The 19,417-nt window shown below is 68.3% G+C and carries 22 protein-coding genes and 1 pseudogene; 20 read left to right on the forward strand and 3 right to left on the reverse strand.

Features of this window, described 5'->3' with window-relative positions; all coding sequences use genetic code 11:
* Positions 1–31: 31 nt before the first annotated feature.
* Genes WEB29_03410 through WEB29_03420 form a run of 3 tightly spaced genes read left to right on the forward strand, consistent with a single transcriptional unit; the run spans position 32 to position 1,798 of the window.
* Complete coding sequence (locus WEB29_03410; GenBank protein MEX2135996.1) at positions 32–829, forward strand: exodeoxyribonuclease III; 798 nt, start codon at positions 32–34, stop codon at positions 827–829.
* Between the two features lie 48 nt (positions 830–877).
* Positions 878–1,339 carry a hypothetical protein gene (locus WEB29_03415; GenBank protein MEX2135997.1) on the forward strand — a complete coding sequence of 154 codons (462 nt, stop codon included), beginning with the start codon at positions 878–880 and terminating at the stop codon, positions 1,337–1,339.
* 9 nt (positions 1,340–1,348) lie between these two features.
* Positions 1,349–1,798, forward strand: a complete 450-nt coding sequence (locus tag WEB29_03420; GenBank protein ID MEX2135998.1) for a DUF1801 domain-containing protein — start codon at positions 1,349–1,351, stop codon at positions 1,796–1,798.
* A 112-nt stretch (positions 1,799–1,910) separates the two neighbouring features.
* On the opposite strand, the gene WEB29_03425 is transcribed toward WEB29_03420, so the two are convergent.
* Both WEB29_03425 and WEB29_03430 read right to left on the reverse strand, forming a co-directional pair.
* Positions 1,911–2,969: a winged helix DNA-binding domain-containing protein gene (locus WEB29_03425; GenBank protein MEX2135999.1), complete on the reverse strand. Its 1,059-nt coding sequence runs from the start codon at positions 2,967–2,969 to the stop codon at positions 1,911–1,913.
* 53 nt (positions 2,970–3,022) lie between these two features.
* Positions 3,023–4,288: a crosslink repair DNA glycosylase YcaQ family protein gene (locus WEB29_03430; GenBank protein MEX2136000.1), complete on the reverse strand. Its 1,266-nt coding sequence runs from the start codon at positions 4,286–4,288 to the stop codon at positions 3,023–3,025.
* A gap of 53 nt (positions 4,289–4,341) precedes the next feature.
* Between WEB29_03430 and WEB29_03435 the strand changes: the two genes are divergently transcribed.
* The 17 genes and pseudogenes from WEB29_03435 to ybeY all read left to right on the forward strand — a co-directional run bounded on the left by WEB29_03435 (position 4,342) and on the right by ybeY (position 18,270).
* On the forward strand, positions 4,342–5,094 hold the full coding sequence (locus WEB29_03435; GenBank protein ID MEX2136001.1) for a hypothetical protein: 753 nt from the start codon (positions 4,342–4,344) through the stop codon (positions 5,092–5,094).
* On the forward strand, positions 5,091–5,627 hold the full coding sequence (locus WEB29_03440) for an RDD family protein (GenBank protein MEX2136002.1): 537 nt from the start codon (positions 5,091–5,093) through the stop codon (positions 5,625–5,627). Before WEB29_03435 ends, WEB29_03440 begins: the two co-directional genes overlap by 4 nt.
* Positions 5,628–5,684: 57 nt before the next feature.
* Positions 5,685–6,815: a molecular chaperone DnaJ gene (gene dnaJ / locus WEB29_03445; GenBank protein MEX2136003.1), complete on the forward strand. Its 1,131-nt coding sequence runs from the start codon at positions 5,685–5,687 to the stop codon at positions 6,813–6,815.
* A gap of 7 nt (positions 6,816–6,822) precedes the next feature.
* A complete protein-coding gene (locus tag WEB29_03450) occupies positions 6,823–7,752 on the forward strand; it encodes a 50S ribosomal protein L11 methyltransferase (protein ID MEX2136004.1) in 930 nt (309 codons plus the stop codon).
* 17 nt (positions 7,753–7,769) lie between these two features.
* The gene (locus WEB29_03455; protein ID MEX2136005.1) at positions 7,770–8,396 is read left to right on the forward strand and encodes a dihydrofolate reductase family protein; all 627 of its coding nucleotides are present in this window, start codon (positions 7,770–7,772) and stop codon (positions 8,394–8,396) included.
* A gap of 8 nt (positions 8,397–8,404) precedes the next feature.
* Positions 8,405–9,097, forward strand: coding sequence for an RsmE family RNA methyltransferase (locus tag WEB29_03460; protein MEX2136006.1), 693 nt, complete (start codon positions 8,405–8,407; stop codon positions 9,095–9,097).
* A 9-nt stretch (positions 9,098–9,106) separates the two neighbouring features.
* A complete protein-coding gene (locus tag WEB29_03465) occupies positions 9,107–9,469 on the forward strand; it encodes a histidine triad nucleotide-binding protein (GenBank protein ID MEX2136007.1) in 363 nt (120 codons plus the stop codon).
* A complete protein-coding gene (locus tag WEB29_03470) occupies positions 9,469–10,437 on the forward strand; it encodes a hypothetical protein (GenBank protein MEX2136008.1) in 969 nt (322 codons plus the stop codon). The genes WEB29_03465 and WEB29_03470 overlap by 1 nt, the downstream gene beginning before the upstream one ends.
* Positions 10,356–11,471 carry a hypothetical protein gene (locus WEB29_03475; GenBank protein ID MEX2136009.1) on the forward strand — a complete coding sequence of 372 codons (1,116 nt, stop codon included), beginning with the start codon at positions 10,356–10,358 and terminating at the stop codon, positions 11,469–11,471. The genes WEB29_03470 and WEB29_03475 overlap by 82 nt, the downstream gene beginning before the upstream one ends.
* 7 nt (positions 11,472–11,478) lie before the next feature.
* Positions 11,479–12,762, forward strand: a complete 1,284-nt coding sequence (locus tag WEB29_03480) for an MFS transporter (protein MEX2136010.1) — start codon at positions 11,479–11,481, stop codon at positions 12,760–12,762.
* An 18-nt stretch (positions 12,763–12,780) separates the two neighbouring features.
* Positions 12,781–13,257: a plastocyanin/azurin family copper-binding protein gene (locus WEB29_03485; GenBank protein MEX2136011.1), complete on the forward strand. Its 477-nt coding sequence runs from the start codon at positions 12,781–12,783 to the stop codon at positions 13,255–13,257.
* An 8-nt stretch (positions 13,258–13,265) separates the two neighbouring features.
* Positions 13,266–13,775, forward strand: a complete 510-nt coding sequence (locus WEB29_03490) for a pyridoxamine 5'-phosphate oxidase family protein (GenBank protein MEX2136012.1) — start codon at positions 13,266–13,268, stop codon at positions 13,773–13,775.
* A gap of 8 nt (positions 13,776–13,783) precedes the next feature.
* Positions 13,784–14,772 (forward strand): annotated as a pseudogene (locus WEB29_03495) (proline iminopeptidase-family hydrolase).
* 62 nt (positions 14,773–14,834) lie between these two features.
* The gene (gene rpsU, locus WEB29_03500) at positions 14,835–15,011 is read left to right on the forward strand and encodes a 30S ribosomal protein S21 (GenBank protein ID MEX2136013.1); all 177 of its coding nucleotides are present in this window, start codon (positions 14,835–14,837) and stop codon (positions 15,009–15,011) included.
* A 78-nt stretch (positions 15,012–15,089) separates the two neighbouring features.
* Positions 15,090–15,536, forward strand: coding sequence for a GatB/YqeY domain-containing protein (locus WEB29_03505; protein ID MEX2136014.1), 447 nt, complete (start codon positions 15,090–15,092; stop codon positions 15,534–15,536).
* Between the two features lie 3 nt (positions 15,537–15,539).
* A complete protein-coding gene (locus WEB29_03510; protein ID MEX2136015.1) occupies positions 15,540–17,651 on the forward strand; it encodes an HDIG domain-containing metalloprotein in 2,112 nt (703 codons plus the stop codon).
* Positions 17,652–17,682: 31 nt separating this feature from the next.
* Positions 17,683–18,270 carry an rRNA maturation RNase YbeY gene (gene ybeY, locus WEB29_03515; GenBank protein ID MEX2136016.1) on the forward strand — a complete coding sequence of 196 codons (588 nt, stop codon included), beginning with the start codon at positions 17,683–17,685 and terminating at the stop codon, positions 18,268–18,270.
* Here the strand turns inward: ybeY and WEB29_03520 are convergent.
* On the reverse strand, positions 18,267–19,412 hold the full coding sequence (locus WEB29_03520; GenBank protein ID MEX2136017.1) for an FAD-binding oxidoreductase: 1,146 nt from the start codon (positions 19,410–19,412) through the stop codon (positions 18,267–18,269). The genes ybeY and WEB29_03520 overlap by 4 nt on opposite strands.
* Positions 19,413–19,417: the final 5 nt, after the last annotated feature.

Raw genomic sequence — 19,417 nt, forward strand, 5'->3', positions numbered from 1 at the left:
ATAGGAGCGGCCGCGGGCTAGACTCGGACCGATGCGCCTCGCCACCTGGAACGTCAACTCGCTGAAGGCTCGGCTCGACCGGGTGCTGGCCTGGACCGAGGCGATCCGGCCGGACGTGCTGTGCATGCAGGAGACGAAGCTCACCGACGCCGCCATGCCGGACCTGGCGTTCCGCGCCATCGGCTACGAGGTGGCGCACCACGGGCTGGGGCAATGGAACGGCGTGGCGATCGCGTCGCGGATCGGGATCGATCAGGTGCAGGCAGGCCTGCCAACCTCCGACGGTTGGACCGATGACGGCGGCCGCTTTCTGGCCGCCACCTGCGGCGGCGTCCGCTTTGCGAGCATTTACGTGCCCAACGGCAGGGTGGTCGGGTCCGAGTTCTACGATCAGAAGCTCGTCTGGCTGGACCGCATCAACGAGTGGCTGATCACCGGGTGCGACCCGGCTGAGCCGATGGCGGTCTGCGGCGATTTCAATGTCGCCCCTACCGACGATGACGTCTACGACGCCGCGGCCGTCCACGGGGCAACGCACGTGTCCGAGCCGGAGCGTGCGGCGGTCGCTCGCATGCGCGAATGGGGGCTGGTCGACATCGTGCGACGCTTCCATCCGGAGCCTGGCTTCTTCACCTGGTGGGACTACCGTGCGGGGAACTTCCACAAGAACCTGGGGATGCGGATCGACCACGTGTACGTGACCGAGCCACTGGCCGGGCGGGCGGTCGCTGCCGAGCGCGACCGCGATGCCCGTAAGCCATCAACCTACCCGGGAATCCCCTCAGACCACGCACCGCTGGTGGTGGACTTCCACGACCAGGCCAGTTGAGCCAGGACGAGCAGCCTGGCCCGAGATCCCGAAGTCTGGAGATCAGTGATGGCAGTCAACTTCAATCCTGTGCCCCATCCGAGGATCGCGGAGCGCAGGAAGGCCGGACCGCCCAGGAGGTCGGACGAGCAGGTCGGATTCAATGGGCGCTTCGCGCTCCTGATCACGACGGTGGTCGGGACGATGTGGTGCGCCTACGCGTTCGCGGCCCTCGCGCTGGTCGCACTCCCGTCGGCCCTGACCAGCGGTCCGCTGGCGATCGTGCAATGGGTCAGCCAGACGTTCATCCAGCTCGTGCTCCTCTCGATCATCATGGTCGGGCAGAACATCATCGGGAAGGCATCGGACAAACGCGCTGAGATGACCTACCAGGATGCCGACGCGAGCTTCCACGAGGCCGAGCAGATCCAGCGGCACCTCAAGGCGCAGGATGAAGCCCTGAACGTCATGCTCGACAAGCTGCTGAAGCTCGAGGCTGCCATTCCCAACGCGGCATCCGATCGTGGTTGAGGGTCCGTGATGAGCACCTCCGCACTCGAGGAATACCTGACGACCATCCCTGATGCTCAGGCCGAGCCGATGGTCCGCGAGCTCGATCGGATCATTAGGAAGTCGCACTCTGAATTCGATGTTGCGATCAAGTACAAGATCCTGATGTACGCCCTGAATGGCGACTTCCACACCTGGGTATGCGCGGTCAACGCCGGCCGCAGGAAGGTCTCCCTCAATTTCCTCTATGGCGTTCTGCTCGACGATCGGAAGAAGGTCCTGCGCGCCGGGAGCTCGGTCCTCATGACCTGGGACATCGGCTTTGACGAGGATCTCGACGCGGCGGCGGTGGCGGCATACGTCGCGGAGGCTGTCAAGCGAAACCCCGACTACATCGCAGACCGAGAGAACGTGTTGGATATGGCCCGTCAGGCCGCCGCGAAGGCTGGCCGACGCCCCAAGTCGCCGCCCGGTCCATAAGCCACACTTATGCTCCTGCACCGATGAGGCCTCATCGGTGTCGGCTGATAACTGACGTTTATGCCGCGGCGCTCCGCGAGCGCGATCGGTGCATGAGTATTAGTCGGACTTATCAGTCCCGACGCGCGTAGCGAGCGAACTCGACTGAATGCACATCTGCGTGGGGGACGCTGAAGCGGAGCATGGCGTCGGCCTCGGTTCCAACCGCCGTTTCCTCGTCGCTCGACAGCGGACGGACTAGCCGCAGGACCGCGGTGGCGGCGCCCCTGTCGCGCTGGAGATGCCATTGGCCAAGGGCCGTCCCGGCGAGCAGGAGCATGCCGGGGATGGGGCCGTCCTGGTACGTGAACGCGGGCCGCTCAACGTCGCCGACGAAGCGGGATCGGTCAGCGTGCGATAGCAGGAGGTTGTCGTAGTCCGCCAGGAAGCGGACGGGGGCAGGCGTCTCCGGATCTGGGCGGGGTGCATCGGGCAGGTCGAACAGCTCGCGCCCGGCTCCGTCACGGAAAACCCGAAGGCGGGGCCGCAAGCGTGCGAACACCTCGCCCAACCGCGTCACCCCTGCCCAGGCTTGCGCGTCCATCACGGACGCCGGACCAAAAGCGGCGAGATAACGCAGCACGATCGGCTCGGGGTCGGTGGTAGCCAGCACCGGACGGCCAAGCCATGCGTCGAGGGCGGCGAGCTTTACCGCCCCGGGGCGGCGCCACACGCCGCGGGGTGGCACCTGGACCAGCGGCACCAGCGCGCGCACCGCATTCGTGACGGTGAGCCGATCGCGTCCGGGCCAGCGGGTGTCGAGGTGCCGGATGAGCTCGGTGGGCGTGCGTGGCGCATCGGCAGTGAACCTTCGAACCTCGGTCGCCAGCTCGGCGAGGTCGATCCCCTCCAGCCGGCGCGCCCAGATTCCGCGCAGGCTGCGGTCGATCGCGGGCTGCGTGAAGGCTCGCAGGACGAGGGCGTCGTCATCGGTGACGAGGTGGATCGTCGAGCGCATGACCGCCACGCGCACCAACCGCCGCTCCTCGAGCAGCTGCCCGGTGGCGATCGGGTCAAAGTCAGCCAGCCGCGACCAGAGGCTCAGGTACCACGACTGAGGTGTCTGCGCCTGGAGTCCGACGAGGTGGTGGACCGTGTCGTAGGGCGTCATCGCGACGCGCTCGAGAAGCATCTGTCGCGCGAGCGTCGCCCGGTTCAAAGCTTCGCGGCTGAGGACCTCGAACTTCACGAGCCGAGGCGCCGGAGCCCACCGGCGATGTCGCGGCCCAGCTTCGTGCGCGGCCAGGTCACGGCACCGGCCCCGACGAAGCGGCGGTACGCGTCGAACGCCCCGGCCACGGCGGGGACGAAATCAGGCTCCTCCATCGGTCCAAAGCCATCCTCGAACCAGATGCCGGCAATCCGCAGGGTGCGTGAGGCACGTTCGTAGCGTGGCTCGATGCGCCCGACCAGGCGATCCCCGAAGAGCAGCGGCAGCACGTAATAGCCGTGCCTGCGCTTGGGGGCCGGGACGTAGACCTCCCAGATATAGTCGAATCCGAAGAGTCCCTTGACCAGGCGGCGGTCCCACATCAGCGGGTCGAGCGGCGCAAGGAACGAGACCGATGGCCCGGCGCGCCTCGCGGGCTTGGCGGCGGCCTCGAGCAAGGGCAGCTCGTCGGCCAGGACGTGGCGGGCCTCCCGGAATCCCTCCACTGCGACCGGGACGAGGGTGCCCTCCTCGACCAGCGCAGCCGTCGTCCGCGCGCGATCCGCGGCCGTCCCGGCGCCTGACACCAGCTCCCCTGCACCACCAACCGCCATGAGTCCGACCCCCCGGTGACGGCTGAGCAGCCGATGGCGGAGCTGGTCGGCCTCGCTCGCGTGCGAGTCGAGCATCTCGGCGGGAACCAGCCGCTCGATCAGGTCGTAGAAGCGGCGGTTGCCCTCCCGACGAGAGATCCCCAGCTCGCCGACCACGAAGAGGGCCTCCATCACCGCACGGGCGGCCTTGGTGCTGGTCGAGGCATCGTTGTCCCACCACCACTGGATGCGATCCTCGACATCCCGGAAGGACGCGGTCGAGACCGGACCGCTCTCGCGGATGTGATCGCGGATTCGGTTCGCCAGGCGCGCGTGCTCGGCCAGGAAGTCCCGGTATCGGCTGGCTCCGGAGGTCCAGGCCAGCCGGTAGAAGGGCAGCTCAGCGGCGGGGAGGATGTTCAGGCTCTTGTTGTAGAGCTCGATGAGGCGCCGATCCCTGCCGTACAGCCACCGGTCGCACCACTCTCGCCGGTAGCCGGCGACCCGGTCGTGGAGCGCCAGGTCGTGGCTGCGGGTGCCGGGCACCTCCAGCGGGTCGAACTGCAGGCTTCCCAGCCGATCGATCACGCCGAGGACCGATTCCGGCTTCGCCGGCAGGGAGCGCGGCGGATCGAGCAGGTGGCGGCGGACGAGGAAACGGCGGGCATGGTCGGCAGAGATGTGGAGGTCGGGAAGGGGTGCGGGCATAGGCCGCGATGCTAGCAGCGGCCCGCGGTGCGCCACTTCGTACAATGGGTGCGATGGTGATGGAGCGGATGCCCGAGGGTCCACCCACATCAGGTCCCGTCCCGGCCGATGAGGCCGCTGCTCGGCGCGCGCTGCGGGTGCAGATGCTGGCGACCGAGCACTGGAGCCTGCTCGCGACCCGCTCCCTCTCCTGGAACGAGGCATTCGCGCGCGCGAGCATGTTCCTCTCACTCCTGTCGGGAGCGGTGGTGGCGCTGGCCCTGGTCGCCCAGGCCACCGCATTCGGTGAGGGCTTCGTGCTGTTCGCGATCATGCTCCTCCCGGTTGTCCTGTTCGTGGGGCTGGCCACGTATGTCCGGCTCCTGGAGATCAACAACGAGGACTACGTCTGGGTGCGCGGCATGAATCGGCTGCGCGGGGCATACCTCGAGATCGACCCTGGGTTGGCGCCGTACTTCGTCACCGGTACCGATGACAGCGCCGAAGCGATCTTTCAGACGTTCGGCTCGCTGCCGAATGAACCCGGCAGCCTGGACGTCGGCAATTTCCATGGCTTCGTCACCACGCCGGCCACCATTGCCTTTGTCGACGCCATGCTCGCTGCGGTACTGGCTGCGATCGTGGCGGTCCAACTCCAGGAGGCCATGCTGCCGGCTGCGGGCGTCGGCGTCCTGGCCTTCTTCGTCGTCGGCGTGGCGCTGGCGGTGATCGGCTATCGGAGCCAGAGGATGGCCCACCTCGCCCCAGCAGCCCGCGCGTCCAATCAGGATCTAGCGCCCAAGAACCAACAGGAGGGATCCCAGTGACCGATCAGTCCCCGGCCGCGCCGCCCGCGCCACCTGCCCCACCCGCCGCGCCGGAGTCCGGCTGGGCGGGCGCACCTGTCACCACCCCGATCACACGCCCGGGACCGATGCCCGGGTGGCACTACGCCGGCTTCTGGGTCCGCTTCCTGGCAATCCTGATCGATGCGATCGTCATCGGGCTGCTGTCTGCAGCACTCATTCCAATCACTGGCGCGCAGATCACCACCACGACGAATGGAGTCGTGACGGTGAACTACGCGGAGAACGCGTACAGCGCGCTCATCGGGCTCGTGTACTTCATCGGCTTCTGGGCCTGGCGCGGTCAGACCGTCGGCATGATGCCGTTCAACATGCAGGTGGTGGGCGTCGCCGATGGCAAGAAGATCGACCTGGTGCGCGGTCTGTTGCGCTATGTCGGGTTCATCATCTCGATCATTCCGCTCTTCCTGGGCCTCATCTGGGCCGCCTTCGACTCGCGCAAGCAGGGCTGGCACGACAAGATCGCATCGACGGTGGTGATCCGCCCGAATTGATCACCGCCTCGCTGGCACTCTGATGTAGAGAGTGCCAATCGCTATAATCCGCGCGCCATGGCTGTCAAGCGTGACTACTACGAGGTGCTGGGCGTTCCGCGCGACGCCTCCGACGAGGAGATCAAGCGGTCCTACCGGCGCGCTGCGCAGCGCCACCACCCGGACATCGACTCGAGCGACGGGGCGGAGGCGCGTTTCAAGGAGCTGAGCGAGGCGTACCGCGTCCTCTCCGACCGGCAGCGTCGAACCGCGTACGACATGTTCGGCCACAGCGGAGTGGATGGAGTGGGCGCAGGCGGCTTCGAGGGTGGCTTCGGCGGTGGGTTCGGGCCGTTCGGCGACATCTTCGACGCCTTCTTCGGCGGCTCGCCGGCAGGCACCCGCGGACGCCGACGCGTGGTTGCCGGCGCCGACCTGCGCTACGACCTGACCATCGAGTTCAGTGAGGCCGTCTCTGGCGTCACGCGCGAGATCAGCTTTCCGACCCTCGCGCGCTGCTCGGTCTGCGAGGGGTCCGGGGCCGAGCCGGGAAGCGAGCCGGAGAAGTGCCCGGAGTGCAACGGCACCGGCGAAAAGCGGCGCGTCAGTCAGACGATCCTGGGCCAGATGGTAAACATCACCGCCTGCCCCCGCTGCGCCGGCGAGGGTCGCATCGTGTCCACGCCCTGCGCAACCTGCCGAGCCGACGGCCGCGTCCGCGAGCAGCGCACGTTGAATGTCGAAGTGCCCGCTGGCATCGAGTCCGGTCAGCGGATCGCGATCGAGGGGCAGGGCGAGGCCGGTCCCCGCGGCGGCCCGCCCGGCGATCTGTACGTCGCGGTCACGGTGCGCGAGCATGCTCAGCTCCTCCGCCGCGGCACGGAGCTCTTCTATGAGCTGCCTGTCACATTCCCGCAGGCAGCCCTTGGCGCAACGCTCGAGATCCCGACGGTCGAAGGCACTGAGCCGATGGAGATCCCGGCCGGGACCCAGAGCGGCGCCGAGCTGCGCCTCCGCGGCCGCGGTGTGCCCCGGCTGCGAGGCGTGGGTCGCGGCGACCTGCACGTGATCGTGACGGTCGTGATCCCGCCAAAGCCCTCGAAGCGTGAGCGTGAGCTGCTCAAGGAGCTCGGGGAGGTCAGCTCGCCCCCGGTCCTGCCCAAGGGCGGTCCAAGCCTGGTCGATCGGCTTCGCGATCTGTTCGGCTAGGCCGGCCGTGCGCTGGCTGGAGCTGACGGTCACTTGCGACAACGAGGCGATCGAGGCGGTCAGCGAGATCTTCGGCCGCGTTGGGCAGGGGTCTGCGGTACGGCCCACGCGCCTGATCCGGGATCCCGCGGACGAGCTGTCCGCTCGTGAAGACCCGACTGCACCGTACGAGATCACTGCCCACATCCCCGAAGACGAGGAGGCCCCAGCCGCGGTCGAGTCCACGGAGCGGGCGCTATGGCATCTCCAGGCCTTCGGGCTGCGCCCGGTCGGCGAGCTGCGAGTCCGCTCGGTCGACGACGCGGACTGGACCGACGCCTGGAAGGCCGGCTACGCCCCGCAGCGCATCGGGCGCGTGGCGATCGTGCCTTCCTGGCTGGATGAATCGATCGGGACCGATGAGGTGGCCCTGCGCCTGGACCCCGGCATGGCCTTCGGCACCGGCCTCCATCCGACGACGCGCGGCTGCCTTACGCTTCTCCAGGAGATCTCGCCGATGCCTCCCGTCGTGCTCGACGTGGGCTCCGGGTCCGGGATCCTGGCCCTGGCGGCCCTGCGCCTCGGGGCGGATGGAGCAGTCTGCTACGACACTGATCCACTCGCCGTGGAGGCAACACTCGCCAACGCCGCGGCCAACGACCTGGCGGATCGGGTCACCGCCCAACTCGGGTCGTTGCCGCTCACGCCACCCGGCGAGGCCTATCGGCTGGTCCTTGCCAACCTCGTCGCAGCCGTGCTGGTCGACCTGGCCGAATCGCTCGCCGCCCACACTGCTCGCGGCGGTACGTTGCTGGCCAGCGGCATCATTGAAGGGCGTGCCGAGGAGGTCCTCGCCGCTCTCGCCGGCGCGGGCTTTAGCCTCGAGAATCGCCTTGACGACGGTGAGTGGGTCTCGCTTCGATTAGCGATTCCCGCTTCGCCACATCGGGCGCCTTGACAGATGGAGGACGACGAATGCAACTCACGATCACGACGTTTCTCTCGGTCGACGGTGTCATGCAGGGTCCGGGTGGCCCGGATGAGGATCGCAGCGACGGGTTCGACCGCGGCGGATGGCTGGTGCCGCACTTCGACGAGGCGACCGGCCAGTTCATGATCGAGGTCTTCGACAAGGCGGACGCCTTTCTGCTGGGGCGGCGAACCTACGAGATCTTCGCGGCGTACTGGCCGAAGGTGACCGACCCGGAGGATCCGATTGCGAACCCACTCAACACCCTGCCCAAGTACGTCGTCTCGACGAGGCTCCGCTCCGCAGAATGGCATGATTCGACCATCATCAAGGGCGACGTCCCCGGCGAGGTGGCGAGGCTCAAGGCGATGCCGGGCCGCGAGCTTCAGGTTCACGGCAGCGGTACCCTCGCCCGCACGTTGCTCGAGAACGACCTCGTCGACGAGTGGCGCCTGCTTGTCTTCCCGGTCATCGTCGGAGCGGGCCGGCGTCTGTTCCCCGACCTCGGAGTCGCTACCGGTCTTCGTCTCGTCGACTCACGTACGACCGGCTCCGGCACGGCAATCCACGTCTATCAGCCGACCGGCCGTGCCGAGTTTGGAGAGGTCGAGCCTCCGCCGCCGAGCCTGTGAATCAACGCGTGTCCCGATTCTTCGTGGAGCCGGCGGCGATCGTGGGGGAACGGTTTCCGATCCCTTCGAGCATTGCCCACCAGCTATCGCGCGTTCTGCGGCTGCGCGATGGCGACGAGATCACGCTGCTCGATGGTCTGGGTGGGGAGGTGCGATGTCGACTCGAGGGGGGCGACTGCGTCGTTCTTGCGCGAGGCGTGGCTGGGGGCGAGCCGAAGCACGAGCTCACCGTCTGGCAAGCACTTCTGAAGGGCGACCACCTCGAGCCGGTCGTTCGGCATGGGACGGAGATCGGGATCGCGCGGTTCGGACTGTTCGTGAGCGAGCGCTGTATCGCGCGCGAGCTGAGCCCGCGACGGCTGGAGCGGCTGCAAGCCGTCGTCCGCGAGGCAGCCGAGCAGTCGGAGCGGGGAATCGTGCCGCCGGTCGACGCGCCGATTCCGTTTGCGGAAGCGCTGAAGACCGCTGCGCCCGGTTCGGTCCTGCTGTTCGAGCGGCACGAGGGCACGCGGCTCACCGAGGTGGAGGCGCCGCCGAGCGTTTTCATCGGTCCGGAGGGAGGGTTCAGCCCTGACGAGGTCGCAGCCGCAGAGCGGGCGGGATTGGAGATTGCTGGCTTGGGGCCGCGCATCCTGCGCTCGGAGACGGTGGCCGTCGCCGTTGCGGCGGCGATCTTGTCGCGGACCGGCGACTTCGCCTAGGCTCCGCGCATGGCCGATCGCGACCCCACCTACCAGGCCGAATGCCTCTTCTGCCGGATCGCGGCGGGCGAGATCCCGGCGGACCGGGTCTTCGAGGACGAGGCGGTGATCGTGTTCCGCGACATCAACCCGAAGGCGCCGACGCATGTCGTGGCCATCCCGCGCCGCCACATCGCGTCAGCCGCAGACCTGACCGATGCCGATGGAGACCTGCTTGCTGCCCTCTTCAGCGCGCTCCGACACGTGGCCGGGAAGGCGGGACTGAGCGGCTACCGGATCCTGACCAACGTGGGCGCCGAATCCGGGCAGAGCGTGTTCCACCTCCACTTTCACCTGCTCGGCGGCCGCTCCATGACCTGGCCGCCCGGCTGATGTTTCGAGCATCGGCTTCGGTTGCGTCCCGCCCTCGACTCCAGCTGGTCCTGCTCAGTGCCCTGATGCTCTTCGTCGAGCTGGCCCTGATCCGCTGGTCCGGCTCGCGCGTCATCTACCTGTCGTACTTCAGCAACTTCGTGCTGCTCGGCAGCTTCCTGGGGATCGGCATCGGGTTCCTGCGTGCCAAGTCGCGGGTCGACCTCTCCCCCTACGCCCCGTTGGCCCTGGCCTTCATCATCGGCGTCGTTCTCGTGCTGCGCATCGAGATCGATCGCGGCGGCGGCCGAGCCATCTATTTCGGCGGCTTCGAGGCGCACGGCCTGCCGCTGCCGGTGGTGCTGCCGATCATCTTCGTGGCGGTTGCGGCGGTGATGGCCCTCATCGGCGAGGCTGTCGCGCGCACCTTCGCGCGGTTCCAGCCGCTGGAGGCGTATGGCCTCGACATCGGCGGCAGCCTGCTGGGGATCATCGGCTTCACGCTGCTGTCGTTTACGGGCGCACCTCCCGTGGCCTGGGGCCTACTGGCCGCCGTCCTCATGGTGCTGGCGCTGCCCACCTGGAGGCGCTGGATGACGGTCGCTGGGGCGCTGCTGCTGGTCGGCCTGCTGGCGCGCGATTCGGTTACCCAGAACACGTCATGGTCGCCGTACTACCGGGTCGTGACCGTCCCGCTGAGCGAGCCGGGCGAGTTCGCGGTGAGCGTCAACGGGATCCCGCACCAGACCATCTCCTCGGTGGCGAAGCGCCGGGCGGAGGAGCCGATCTACTTCGTGCCGTTCGAGCGCCTGGCACGGACCGATCCGGGTCGAGTCCTGGTCGTGGGTGCCGGCACCGGCAGCGACGTGGCGGTTGCCCTGTCGCTGGGGGCGACGAGCGTCGATGCGTGGAGATCGATCCTCGCCTCGCCCAGATCGGGGCTGAACGCCATCCCGACCACCCGTACGACGACCCACGGGTCCGGGTGATCATCGATGACGGGCGCGCCTTTCTTGAGCGCAGCGACGCGGAGTACGACCTGATCCTGTTCGCGCTGCCGGACTCGCTGACCCTCGTCTCGGGCCAGTCCTCGCTTCGCCTGGAAAGCTACCTGTTCACCCGCGAGGCGCTGACCGAGGCCCGTACCCACCTGGCGCCGGGCGGTGTCTTCGCCATGTACAACTACTACCGCGAGGCGTGGCTGATCGACCGCCTGGCGGGGACGCTGCGGGCCGTGTACGGGCACGCCCCGTGCCTCGACAACGTCGGGACGGTTGGGCGCCTGGCGGCGCTGACCGTGGGACTCGAGGAGGCATCGGTCGAGTGCGAGGCGAGCTGGTCACCGACCACCGAGGTCGTGGCGCCGGCCACAGACGACTACCCGTTCCTGTACCTCCAGCACCGCGAGATCCCGATCTTCTACCTGGTCAGCATCGGTCTCATCCTGGTCGTCTCTGCCGCAGGGGTGCGCATTGCAGGTGGACCGATGCGGGCCATGGCCCCGCACCTTGACCTGTTCTTCATGGGTGCCGCGTTCCTGCTCCTGGAGACTAAGAGCGTGGTCCAGTTCGCGCTCCTGTTTGGCACCACCTGGGTGGTGAACGCGCTCGTCTTCGGAGGCATCCTGCTGAGCGTGCTGGCCGCGGTGATGTTCGCCCGACGGTTCCGGCTGCCGAGCCCGGCCATCCTCTTTCCGTTGCTGTTTGTGGCGGTCGCCATCAGCTGGTTTGTTGAGCCGAGCGCGCTCCTGGGGCTCGACCCGGCCTGGCGGTTCATCGCCAGCATCGGTGTCTATTTCAGCCCGATCTTCCTCGCCAACCTCGTCTTCGCGCAGCGCTTCGCCGCTACCGAGGACTCGACCGCCGCGTTCGGTGCCAACCTGCTCGGCGCCATGGTCGGCGGGGTGGTCGAGTATGCCGCGCTGGTAACTGGCTACCAGGCGCTGGCGGTGCTGGTGGGGCTGCTGTACGCCGCCGCCTGGATCACAGGTCGTAGTTCCTTGGTTGTGAAGCCGTTCCGTTGATCGGCTGATGCTCCGGGTCCTTCGCCAGCGGGACTACGGGCTGCTGTGGTTCGCTGGCCTGATCTCCACGCTCGGCGACTTCGTGCTCTTCGTTGGCCTGCCGTACGAGATCTATCGCCGGACCAACTCGACGCTGGCCACCGCCGGGATGACGCTGGCATTTCTTGTTCCGAGCATCCTGCTCGGATCGGTGGCCGGGGTCTACGTGGACCGATGGGATCGCCGGCGCCTGATGATCGTGGTCAACCTCCTCCAGGCGCTGATCATCCTTCCGCTTCTGCTGGTCGGCCAGCTCGGCCTGTGGGTCATTTACGCCGTGCTGGTGGCGGAGAGCAGCGTCTCCCAGCTCTTCAACCCAGCCCGGGTGGCCCTTGTCCCGTCGGTGTTGAGCGGTGGAAAGGAGGAGCTGCTGACTGCCAATGCGCTCACCGGCGTGGGACAGCACCTGGCGCGGCTGATCGGGCCGGCGGTCGGCGGCGTGATCGTGGCCACCGGCGGGCTGGGAGCGGTCGCGGTCATCGACTCGGCCTCCTTCGTGGTATCGGCGGGCATGCTCGCATTGATTCGCGCTCGGCCGATGGCGCCGCGCCCCACCGACTCGGTCGAGCACGCGGCACTCTCCGCCTGGCGGCGGCTGGTGTACGAGTGGCGGGTTGGCCTGCGTGTGGTATGGCACCAGCCGGTGCTGCGCGCCCTGCTGGTCTTTGCCACCATCGTGGGCATCGGGGAAGGCCTGACCATCACACTGTTCGTGGTGTGGACCACGGACGCGCTGCATTCCGACGCCACGGGATACGGCTGGGTCCTCTCGACGCAGGCCATCGGCGGGCTGGCGGGCGCGCTGGTGATCGCGCGCCTTGGCGCGAGGTTGCGACCGCTGCCTCTGCTGATCGGCAGCGCCCTGGCGTTCGGCGCCATCGACCTGGTGCTCTTCACCTATCCGGTGGTCTATCCGTACATCGGGCCGGCGCTCGTGATGCTGGTGATCGTGGGCGTCCCGGGTGCCGGCCTGGGTGCGGCGACCACCACGCTGCAACAGTCCGAGACCGAGGACAGCCATCGTGGACGCGTCGTCGGAGCGATCGGCGCAGTGGCCGGCGTTGGTGCGCTTTTCGGTGCGGTCGCAGCCGGCATCCTGGGTGAATTCCTGCCGGTCATCCTGCTTCTCGTCGTGCAGGGGAGTGGCTACCTGATCGGTGGAACGGCCGTGGCGCTCCTCGTCGGCAGACGTCGCCTTAGTGCCGATAAGGAGGGAATCGGGGGTGTAGGCTCCGGCGGTGACCGCGGCTAGGACGAGGAAAGGCGACTGATGGCGAGGATCATCCTGTTCGGCTCGGCGGTGGTGGGTGTCCTGGCTGTGACGCTCGCCTACGCCGTCTGGAGCGGCCAGTACGAGGCTGAGCAGCCCAGCCCGTCGGCGGTTGCCTCGGGAAGCCTCGCGCCGGGCGCGTCTCCGAGCGCCGAGGGGAGTGCAGTGGCCAGTGCATCGGCCCAGGCGGAGCCCAGTGCCGCTGCCAGTGGTGCGACGACAACGTCGACGATCGCCGCCTTGGACTTCGGCCCCGACCTGACGGTCGCAGCGGGTTCCAGTGTCACCTGGACGAACAACGACACCGTCGCCCACACGGCCACCGAGGGGTCGAACGGGGTCGCGGCACCCAACGCGCGCTTCGACCTCCAGCTGGCGGTCGGGGCGTCGGACAGCTACACGTTCACGGATGCGGGGACGTACCAGGTCACGTGCACCCTGCACCCGACGATGAACATGACGGTCACGGTGGAGTAATGCGGCAGATGAACCTCGACATCTATGGCCATGACCCGATTCCGTGGTCGCGCGCCCTCGACCAGCTCGTGGCGGCGGCCGCGAGCGACACGGCGGATGCCCCGCAGACCTGGTGGCTGACCACCAGCGGCCCCGATGGGCAGCCGCACGCCACCGGAGTGGGTGCCTGGTGGGCCGATGACAGGTTCTACTTCACGAGCGGCGCGAGAACGCGGAAAAGCCGGAACCTGGCCACGAACCCAAGGTGCGCGATCGCTGTCGCACTCGGTGACCTCGACCTGGTGGTCGAAGGGACCGCTGGCAAGGTGACCGATGAGGCGACGCTTGAACGGGTCGCCGAGCGTGCCCGGGAAGGGGGCTGGCCGGCGACCGTGAAGGACGGCGCCTTCACCGCCGAGTACAGCGCCCCGAGCGCCGGGCCGCCGCCATGGGACCTGTATGTCATGACGCCGCACACGGCGTACGGAGTGGCCACTGCCGAACCGTTCGGAGCGACTCGCTGGCGCTTCGAACCCTGATCGACCAAATGCAGGGACCGGACCCCTACCTCGACAACTCTGGCAGGGACGACGTCCTCTCGGGTGGCGTGAAGCTGATCCCGATCACCACGCCGAAGGGCGACTTCCGAGTGTGGACCAGGCGGGTCGGCAACAACCCGACGGTGAAGGTCCTGCTCCTGCACGGGGGACCCGGGGCTACGCACGAGTACCTGGCGGCCTTCGACTCGTACTTTCCCGCGGCCGGGATCGAGTACTACTACTACGACCAACTCGGCTCGGCCTACAGCGACCAACCCGACGACCCGGATCTCTGGACGATCCCCCGGTTCGTCGACGAGGTCGAGCAGGTGCGCCAGGCACTCGCGCTCGACCGCGACAATTTCTACCTGCTCGGCCAATCCTGGGGCGGCATGCTGGCGATCGAGTACGCCCTCGAGCACCAGCAGCACCTCAAGGGGCTCGTGATCTCCAACATGATGAGCAGCGGCGCGGCGTACAACGCCTACGCCGAACGCGTGCTCATGCCGGCGATGGACCAGGAGGCGCTCGCGCAGATCAAGCGCCTCGAGGCTGCGAATGCGTTCGACGATCCGCGGTACATGGAGCTGCTGATGTCGCACTACTACGTGGACCACATCCTGCGCATGCCACCCGAGGCGTGGCCGGATCCCGTCAACCGCAGCTTCGCCGCCATCAACCCGGCCATCTATGTGCCGATGCAGGGCCCGAGCGAGCTCGGGGCGAGCGGCACCCTGGTCACCTGGGATCGCACAGCCGATCTTCCGAACATCTCGGTTCCGACGCTGGTGATCGGCGCCCGCTACGACACGATGGATCCCGAGTTCATGGAAATGATGGCGGGCAAGGTCCAACGCGGAACGTATCTCTTTTGCCCCGATGGCAGCCACATGGCGATGTACGACGACCAGGTCACCTATTTGAAGGCATCCTCGACTTCATTCGCAACGTCGAGCAAGGTGCCCAGCGATTGATTGACCCTCTCCACGCTCGCTGATAGACTCCCCAGGCTTTCGCGCAGGATCGCGCGAGTCCATAGGCTGAGAGGAGGCGAGACGTTTGGCAGAGGTCCGCGTGGGCGAGAACGAGTCGTTCGAGAGCGCGTTGCGCCGCTTCAACAAGAAGATCCAGCAATCGGGGATCCTGGCCGAGGCGCGACGCCGCGAGCACTACGAGAAGCCCAGCGTGAAGCGGAAGCGCAAGGAAGCCAAGAAGCGCAAGGTAACCCGCGAATAGCCGCCAGACGCTCCCTCAATTCGCGCGGGCGACGGTCAACCGGATCACCAGACGGATGACGCCCACCCCCATCAGCCGATGACCCTGCAGGACCGGATCGAGACCGCCATGCGCGACTCGATGCGCGCCCGTGACGAGCGCCGCACCCAGACGCTGCGCATGGCAATGTCTGCCGCCCACAACCGCGAGATCGAGCTCGGCCGATCGATATCCGACGAGGACTACGTCGAGATCCTCGGCAAGCAGGTCAAGCAGCGCCGCGAGAGCATCGAGGCGTTCCGGGCCGGCGGTCGCGAGGCGATGGCCGCCAACGAGGAGGCCGAGGCCGAGATCCTGGCCGAGTTCCTGCCCGAGCCGCTCTCCGCCGAGGAGCTCGAGACGGCGGTCCGCGCAGCGATCGCGGAGACCGGCGCCTCGTCGCCGGCCGACCTCGGCCGGGTGATGGGCAAGGTCGTGCCGCAGACCAAGGGACGTGCCGACGGGAAGGCCGTCTCTGACCTCGTGCGGCGCCTGCTGGGGAGCTGAGCGATGTTCATCCCACGCACGCTGGCGAGCACTGAGTCGTCCTCGGGACGAGGGGCTTGGGCCCGCACGGCGATCGTCGGCGGCTTCCTGGCCGTGGCCATCTTCGCCGTCCTGAGCGTCAACGTTGGCAGCGGCCGGCTGAACCTGTCGGTTGGCGACGTCGCCCAGGCCGATATCACCGCTCCGTTGACGCGCAGCTTCGTCAGCGACTCGCAGACCGAGGCGGCCCGCACGGCAGCCGCCAACGCCGTCGCGCCGGTCTACGAACAGATCGGACCCCCTGCCGACATCCGCGACCGCCAGCTCGTCGCGTACGACAAGATCACGCGCGCGGTCCGCAACGTCCTCCTCCAGCGCGACGCCGGCACGATCACCGAGGACGAGCTGCACCAGCAACTCTCGTCGGCAGTCCCCGCCCTTGCCGACGACCAGGTCTCGCTGCTGGCGTCGCTGCCGGTGAACAACTGGATGCTCATGGCGGATGCAGGGCGGGGGGTGCTGGAGGCGACGCTCTCGGCGGAGGTGCGCGACGATCGGCTGGCCGAGGCTCGGCAGCAGGTACGGACCAACATCACCAACGACCTGCCCCAGCCGCAGCGTGAGCTGGCCGGCGACCTGGCCGCCGCCCAGGTGGCACCCAACACCCAGCTGTCTGCCTCGAAGACGGCCGCCGCCCGCGCCGCCGCCCGCGCCAGGGTCGTGGATGTGGTCGTGGAGGTGCGCCAGGGCGAGATCGTGGTGCGCGAGGGCGACCCCATCACGGCGCTCGACGTCGAGAAGCTCGAGCAGCTGGGCCTGACCCGGCCCAGCCTGGAAGCCGCCACGCTCGCCGGCCATGCCCTGGTGGCCATCCTGCTCGCCTCGCTGCTGGTCGCCTTCCTGTGGCGCTTCGAGCCGACCATCTGGTTCCGCAACCGCTCGCTGCTGCTCTTCGTGCTTGCGCTGCTGGGAACGGCGGTGGCGTTGCGCATCGCTGCGGATCGGACCCTGTGGGCCTACGTGGTGCCCACCGCGGCGACGGTCCTGCTGACTGCCATCCTGCTCGACGGCGCCGCCGGCGCTGCCATGGCGCTGGCCCTGGCAACCCTGGCGGGGGTCATGAACCAGGATGCCTTTGGCCCGGCGGCGTACACCCTCGCCGGTGGGCTGGCAGCCGTGATCACGATCGTCCGAGCCGAGCGGCTGAACGTGTTCGTGCGGGCGGGAGTCGCCATCGGCCTCGTCAACGTGGTGGTGCTCACCGCCTTCAACCTGATGGAGCAGCGCGACGTCGCGGCGATCCTGCAGGGGCTGGCTGCCGGGACGGTGAACGCCGCGCTGGCCGTCTTCCTGGCGGTCGGCTCGTTCGCCGTGCTCGGCAACCTGTTCGGGATCATGACCGTCTTCCAGCTGCTCGAGCTGGCGAACCCGTCGTCGCGCCTGCTGCGCAGGCTGCTGATGGAGACCCCGGGGACCTATCACCACAGCGTCATGGTCGGCAACCTCGCCGAGCGGGCGGCCGAGACGATCGGCGCGGACCCGCTCCTTGCCCGCGTGGCGGCCTACTACCACGACATCGGCAAGATGAAGAACCCGCTTGCCTTCATCGAGAACCAGGCCGGTGCGCACAACATCCACGACGACCTGACGCCCGAGTCGAGCGCCCGCATCATCGCCGGCCACGTGCGCGACGGGATCGACCTGGGATACGAGTTCGGGCTGCCGGTGCAGATCATCGGCTTCATCCCGCAGCACCACGGCACGAGCGTGATGAGCTACTTCTACGGCAAGGCGCTGCGCGAGCTGGGCGGCGACGAGGAGGTCGCCGCGCGCGACCGCTATCGCTACCCGGGGCCGAAGCCGCAGAGCCGCGAGGCAGCGATCCTGATGCTGGCCGATGGCGTCGAGGCATCGGTCCGGTCGCTCGAGGAGAAGGACGAGGTCTCGATCCGTGACATGGTCAATCGCATCGTCGATGCACGGGTCGAGGATGGGCAGCTCGATGAGGCGGAGCTGACCCTGCGCAACCTGTCGCAGATCAAGGAAGCCTTTGTCCAGCAGCTGCTGGGCATGTACCACACCCGCATCCAGTACCCCGACAACGTCGTGCCGCTTGAGCAAGAACGCGAGGCTTGAGCCCCGACCCGGCTGCGCCTAGGATGGCGCCATGGGCTGCGTCGTCACCTTTCACCATCGGATCAGCCAGGATCGGCTGACCGCGGCGATGGAGCCCCAGGCCCCCGACGCATTTCACGCGCTGCTTGAGTCGGCGCTGGGCGAGACCGCCGAAGCGGCGACGGGCTCCCAGGACGTCGAGATCGAGCTGACGCTGTGCGGCGACGAGGAGATGACGCACCTCAACTTCGACCACATGGGCGAGCGCGGACCGACCGACGTTCTCGCCTTTCCGCTCCACCAATGGTCGATCGACATGGGGCATTCGCACCTGGCCGATGAGGATGCCGGCACTCCGCCCGGACCCCTCCTGCTGGGCGACGTGGTGATCGACGTCGACCAGGCGGTTCGCCAGGCGGTCGACGGCGGCTGGAGCCCGGCACAGGAGATCGCTCTGTTGTCGGTGCATGGCACGCTCCACCTGGTTGGCCACGACCACGTGGAGATCGAGGACGAAGAGGCGATGCGGGCCATCGAGCGGCGGGTCCTGGCACGGCTGCACAAGCGACACGCCGACGTGGGCTGGCAGCCCGGCTCGCTCTTCGACCAGCCAGCCAACACGGTCTCCGCCGGCGCCTAGATCCATCGGTCTGCCGCGAGCTCGGCGGGTACCGAGGCTCCGCTGAGGATCGCGTCGACCACCAGCGTGGCAGAGCCCGGGCCGGTCGAGATGCCCCATGGGCCGTGGCCGGCACACACGAAGAGGCCCGCGATGCCCGCGACCGGACCGATGAACGGGCGGCTGTCGACCGACTGCGGCCGCGCGCAGACGCGCACCTGGCGCACCGGAGCGCTGCCGATCGCCGGCAGGTAGCGCGTTCCGCGCTCTATCAGCAGCCGCCCAACGCGCCCTGGGTCGGGCTCGTCCGGCAGGAAGATGGAGCCCAGGGTCGAGACACCCGCCGCGCTCGCAACCGTGAAGAGGGAATGGGGGTCGGCCGCAGGCTCACCCTCCGCGGCTCGTGCCGCCGCCACCAGCGGGCGGTTGACGGCGTCCACCGCGTCCTGCTCGATGACGTGACGCGGCGCCGCCGTTCCGAGGTCGAGCTGCACGGTCACGCCCCATGTGCGGCTGATCGGCCGCCAGGTGCCGGCAGGATCGACCAGGGGCGGTGACCACGGGCCGGCCGCGATCAGGACGGCTCCCGCCGCATGCCGCGTCCCGTCCGAGAGCGTGACGCCCCTCACCGTCCCGGCTTCGATCCACGGCTCGGCTGCGGCCCCAACGCGCAGCTGCGCACCGCGCTGCGTGGCCAGCCGGCTGAAGGCGGCGGTGGCCGAGGCGGGAGGAATCGGATAGCCGGTGTCAAGGCGACAGGCGGCGAAACCGGGCACCAGGGATGGCTCGGCGGCTGCCACTGCATCGGCGTCCACGAATTCCACGGCGAGGTCGGGGACGACGTCGGTCAGGAGCTGCACCTGGCGGAGCGAGGCTTCGGCATCGCGGTTGAGCATGAGGACCCCCGCCGGTCGACCCGGTAGCGCAAACCCGTCGTCGGCGAGCGCGAGCTGGCGGTATTGCTCCAGGCTGGCTTGGTACAGCGGGGCCAGGATGGCGTCGAAGGGATGCTGGATGGCGCCGAGGTTGCGACCCGATGCCCCCGCGCCAATGGCGGTGGCCTCGTATAGCACGACCGTCGCGTCACGCTCGGCGAGGATGGCGGCCGCTGAGCAGCCGATGATCCCGCCGCCGATGATGGCGACGTCGGGGGAGCGCGACATTCCGG

The organism is Chloroflexota bacterium, from assembly GCA_040902225.1.
GTDB lineage: Bacteria > Chloroflexota > Limnocylindria > QHBO01 > QHBO01 > CF-167.

Excerpts from the sequence above, each read along its gene's own strand:
- WEB29_03470 (MEX2136008.1), top strand. The coding sequence starts at position 9,469 with ATGTTTCGAGCATCGGCTTCGGTTGCGTCCCGCCCTCGACTCCAGCTG.
- WEB29_03425 (MEX2135999.1), bottom strand. The coding sequence starts at position 2,969 with ATGCTTCTCGAGCGCGTCGCGATGACGCCCTACGACACGGTCCACCAC.
- WEB29_03420 (MEX2135998.1), top strand. The coding sequence starts at position 1,349 with ATGAGCACCTCCGCACTCGAGGAATACCTGACGACCATCCCTGATGCT.
- WEB29_03415 (MEX2135997.1), top strand. The coding sequence starts at position 878 with ATGGCAGTCAACTTCAATCCTGTGCCCCATCCGAGGATCGCGGAGCGC.
- WEB29_03485 (MEX2136011.1), top strand. The coding sequence starts at position 12,781 with ATGGCGAGGATCATCCTGTTCGGCTCGGCGGTGGTGGGTGTCCTGGCT.
- WEB29_03410 (MEX2135996.1), top strand. The coding sequence starts at position 32 with ATGCGCCTCGCCACCTGGAACGTCAACTCGCTGAAGGCTCGGCTCGAC.
- WEB29_03455 (MEX2136005.1), top strand. The coding sequence starts at position 7,770 with ATGCAACTCACGATCACGACGTTTCTCTCGGTCGACGGTGTCATGCAG.
- WEB29_03490 (MEX2136012.1), top strand. The coding sequence starts at position 13,266 with ATGAACCTCGACATCTATGGCCATGACCCGATTCCGTGGTCGCGCGCC.
- WEB29_03465 (MEX2136007.1), top strand. The coding sequence starts at position 9,107 with ATGGCCGATCGCGACCCCACCTACCAGGCCGAATGCCTCTTCTGCCGG.
- WEB29_03520 (MEX2136017.1), bottom strand. The coding sequence starts at position 19,412 with ATGTCGCGCTCCCCCGACGTCGCCATCATCGGCGGCGGGATCATCGGC.
- dnaJ (MEX2136003.1), top strand. The coding sequence starts at position 5,685 with ATGGCTGTCAAGCGTGACTACTACGAGGTGCTGGGCGTTCCGCGCGAC.
- ybeY (MEX2136016.1), top strand. The coding sequence starts at position 17,683 with ATGGGCTGCGTCGTCACCTTTCACCATCGGATCAGCCAGGATCGGCTG.
- WEB29_03430 (MEX2136000.1), bottom strand. The coding sequence starts at position 4,288 with ATGCCCGCACCCCTTCCCGACCTCCACATCTCTGCCGACCATGCCCGC.
- WEB29_03505 (MEX2136014.1), top strand. The coding sequence starts at position 15,090 with ATGACCCTGCAGGACCGGATCGAGACCGCCATGCGCGACTCGATGCGC.
- WEB29_03435 (MEX2136001.1), top strand. The coding sequence starts at position 4,342 with ATGGTGATGGAGCGGATGCCCGAGGGTCCACCCACATCAGGTCCCGTC.
- WEB29_03510 (MEX2136015.1), top strand. The coding sequence starts at position 15,540 with ATGTTCATCCCACGCACGCTGGCGAGCACTGAGTCGTCCTCGGGACGA.
- WEB29_03480 (MEX2136010.1), top strand. The coding sequence starts at position 11,479 with ATGCTCCGGGTCCTTCGCCAGCGGGACTACGGGCTGCTGTGGTTCGCT.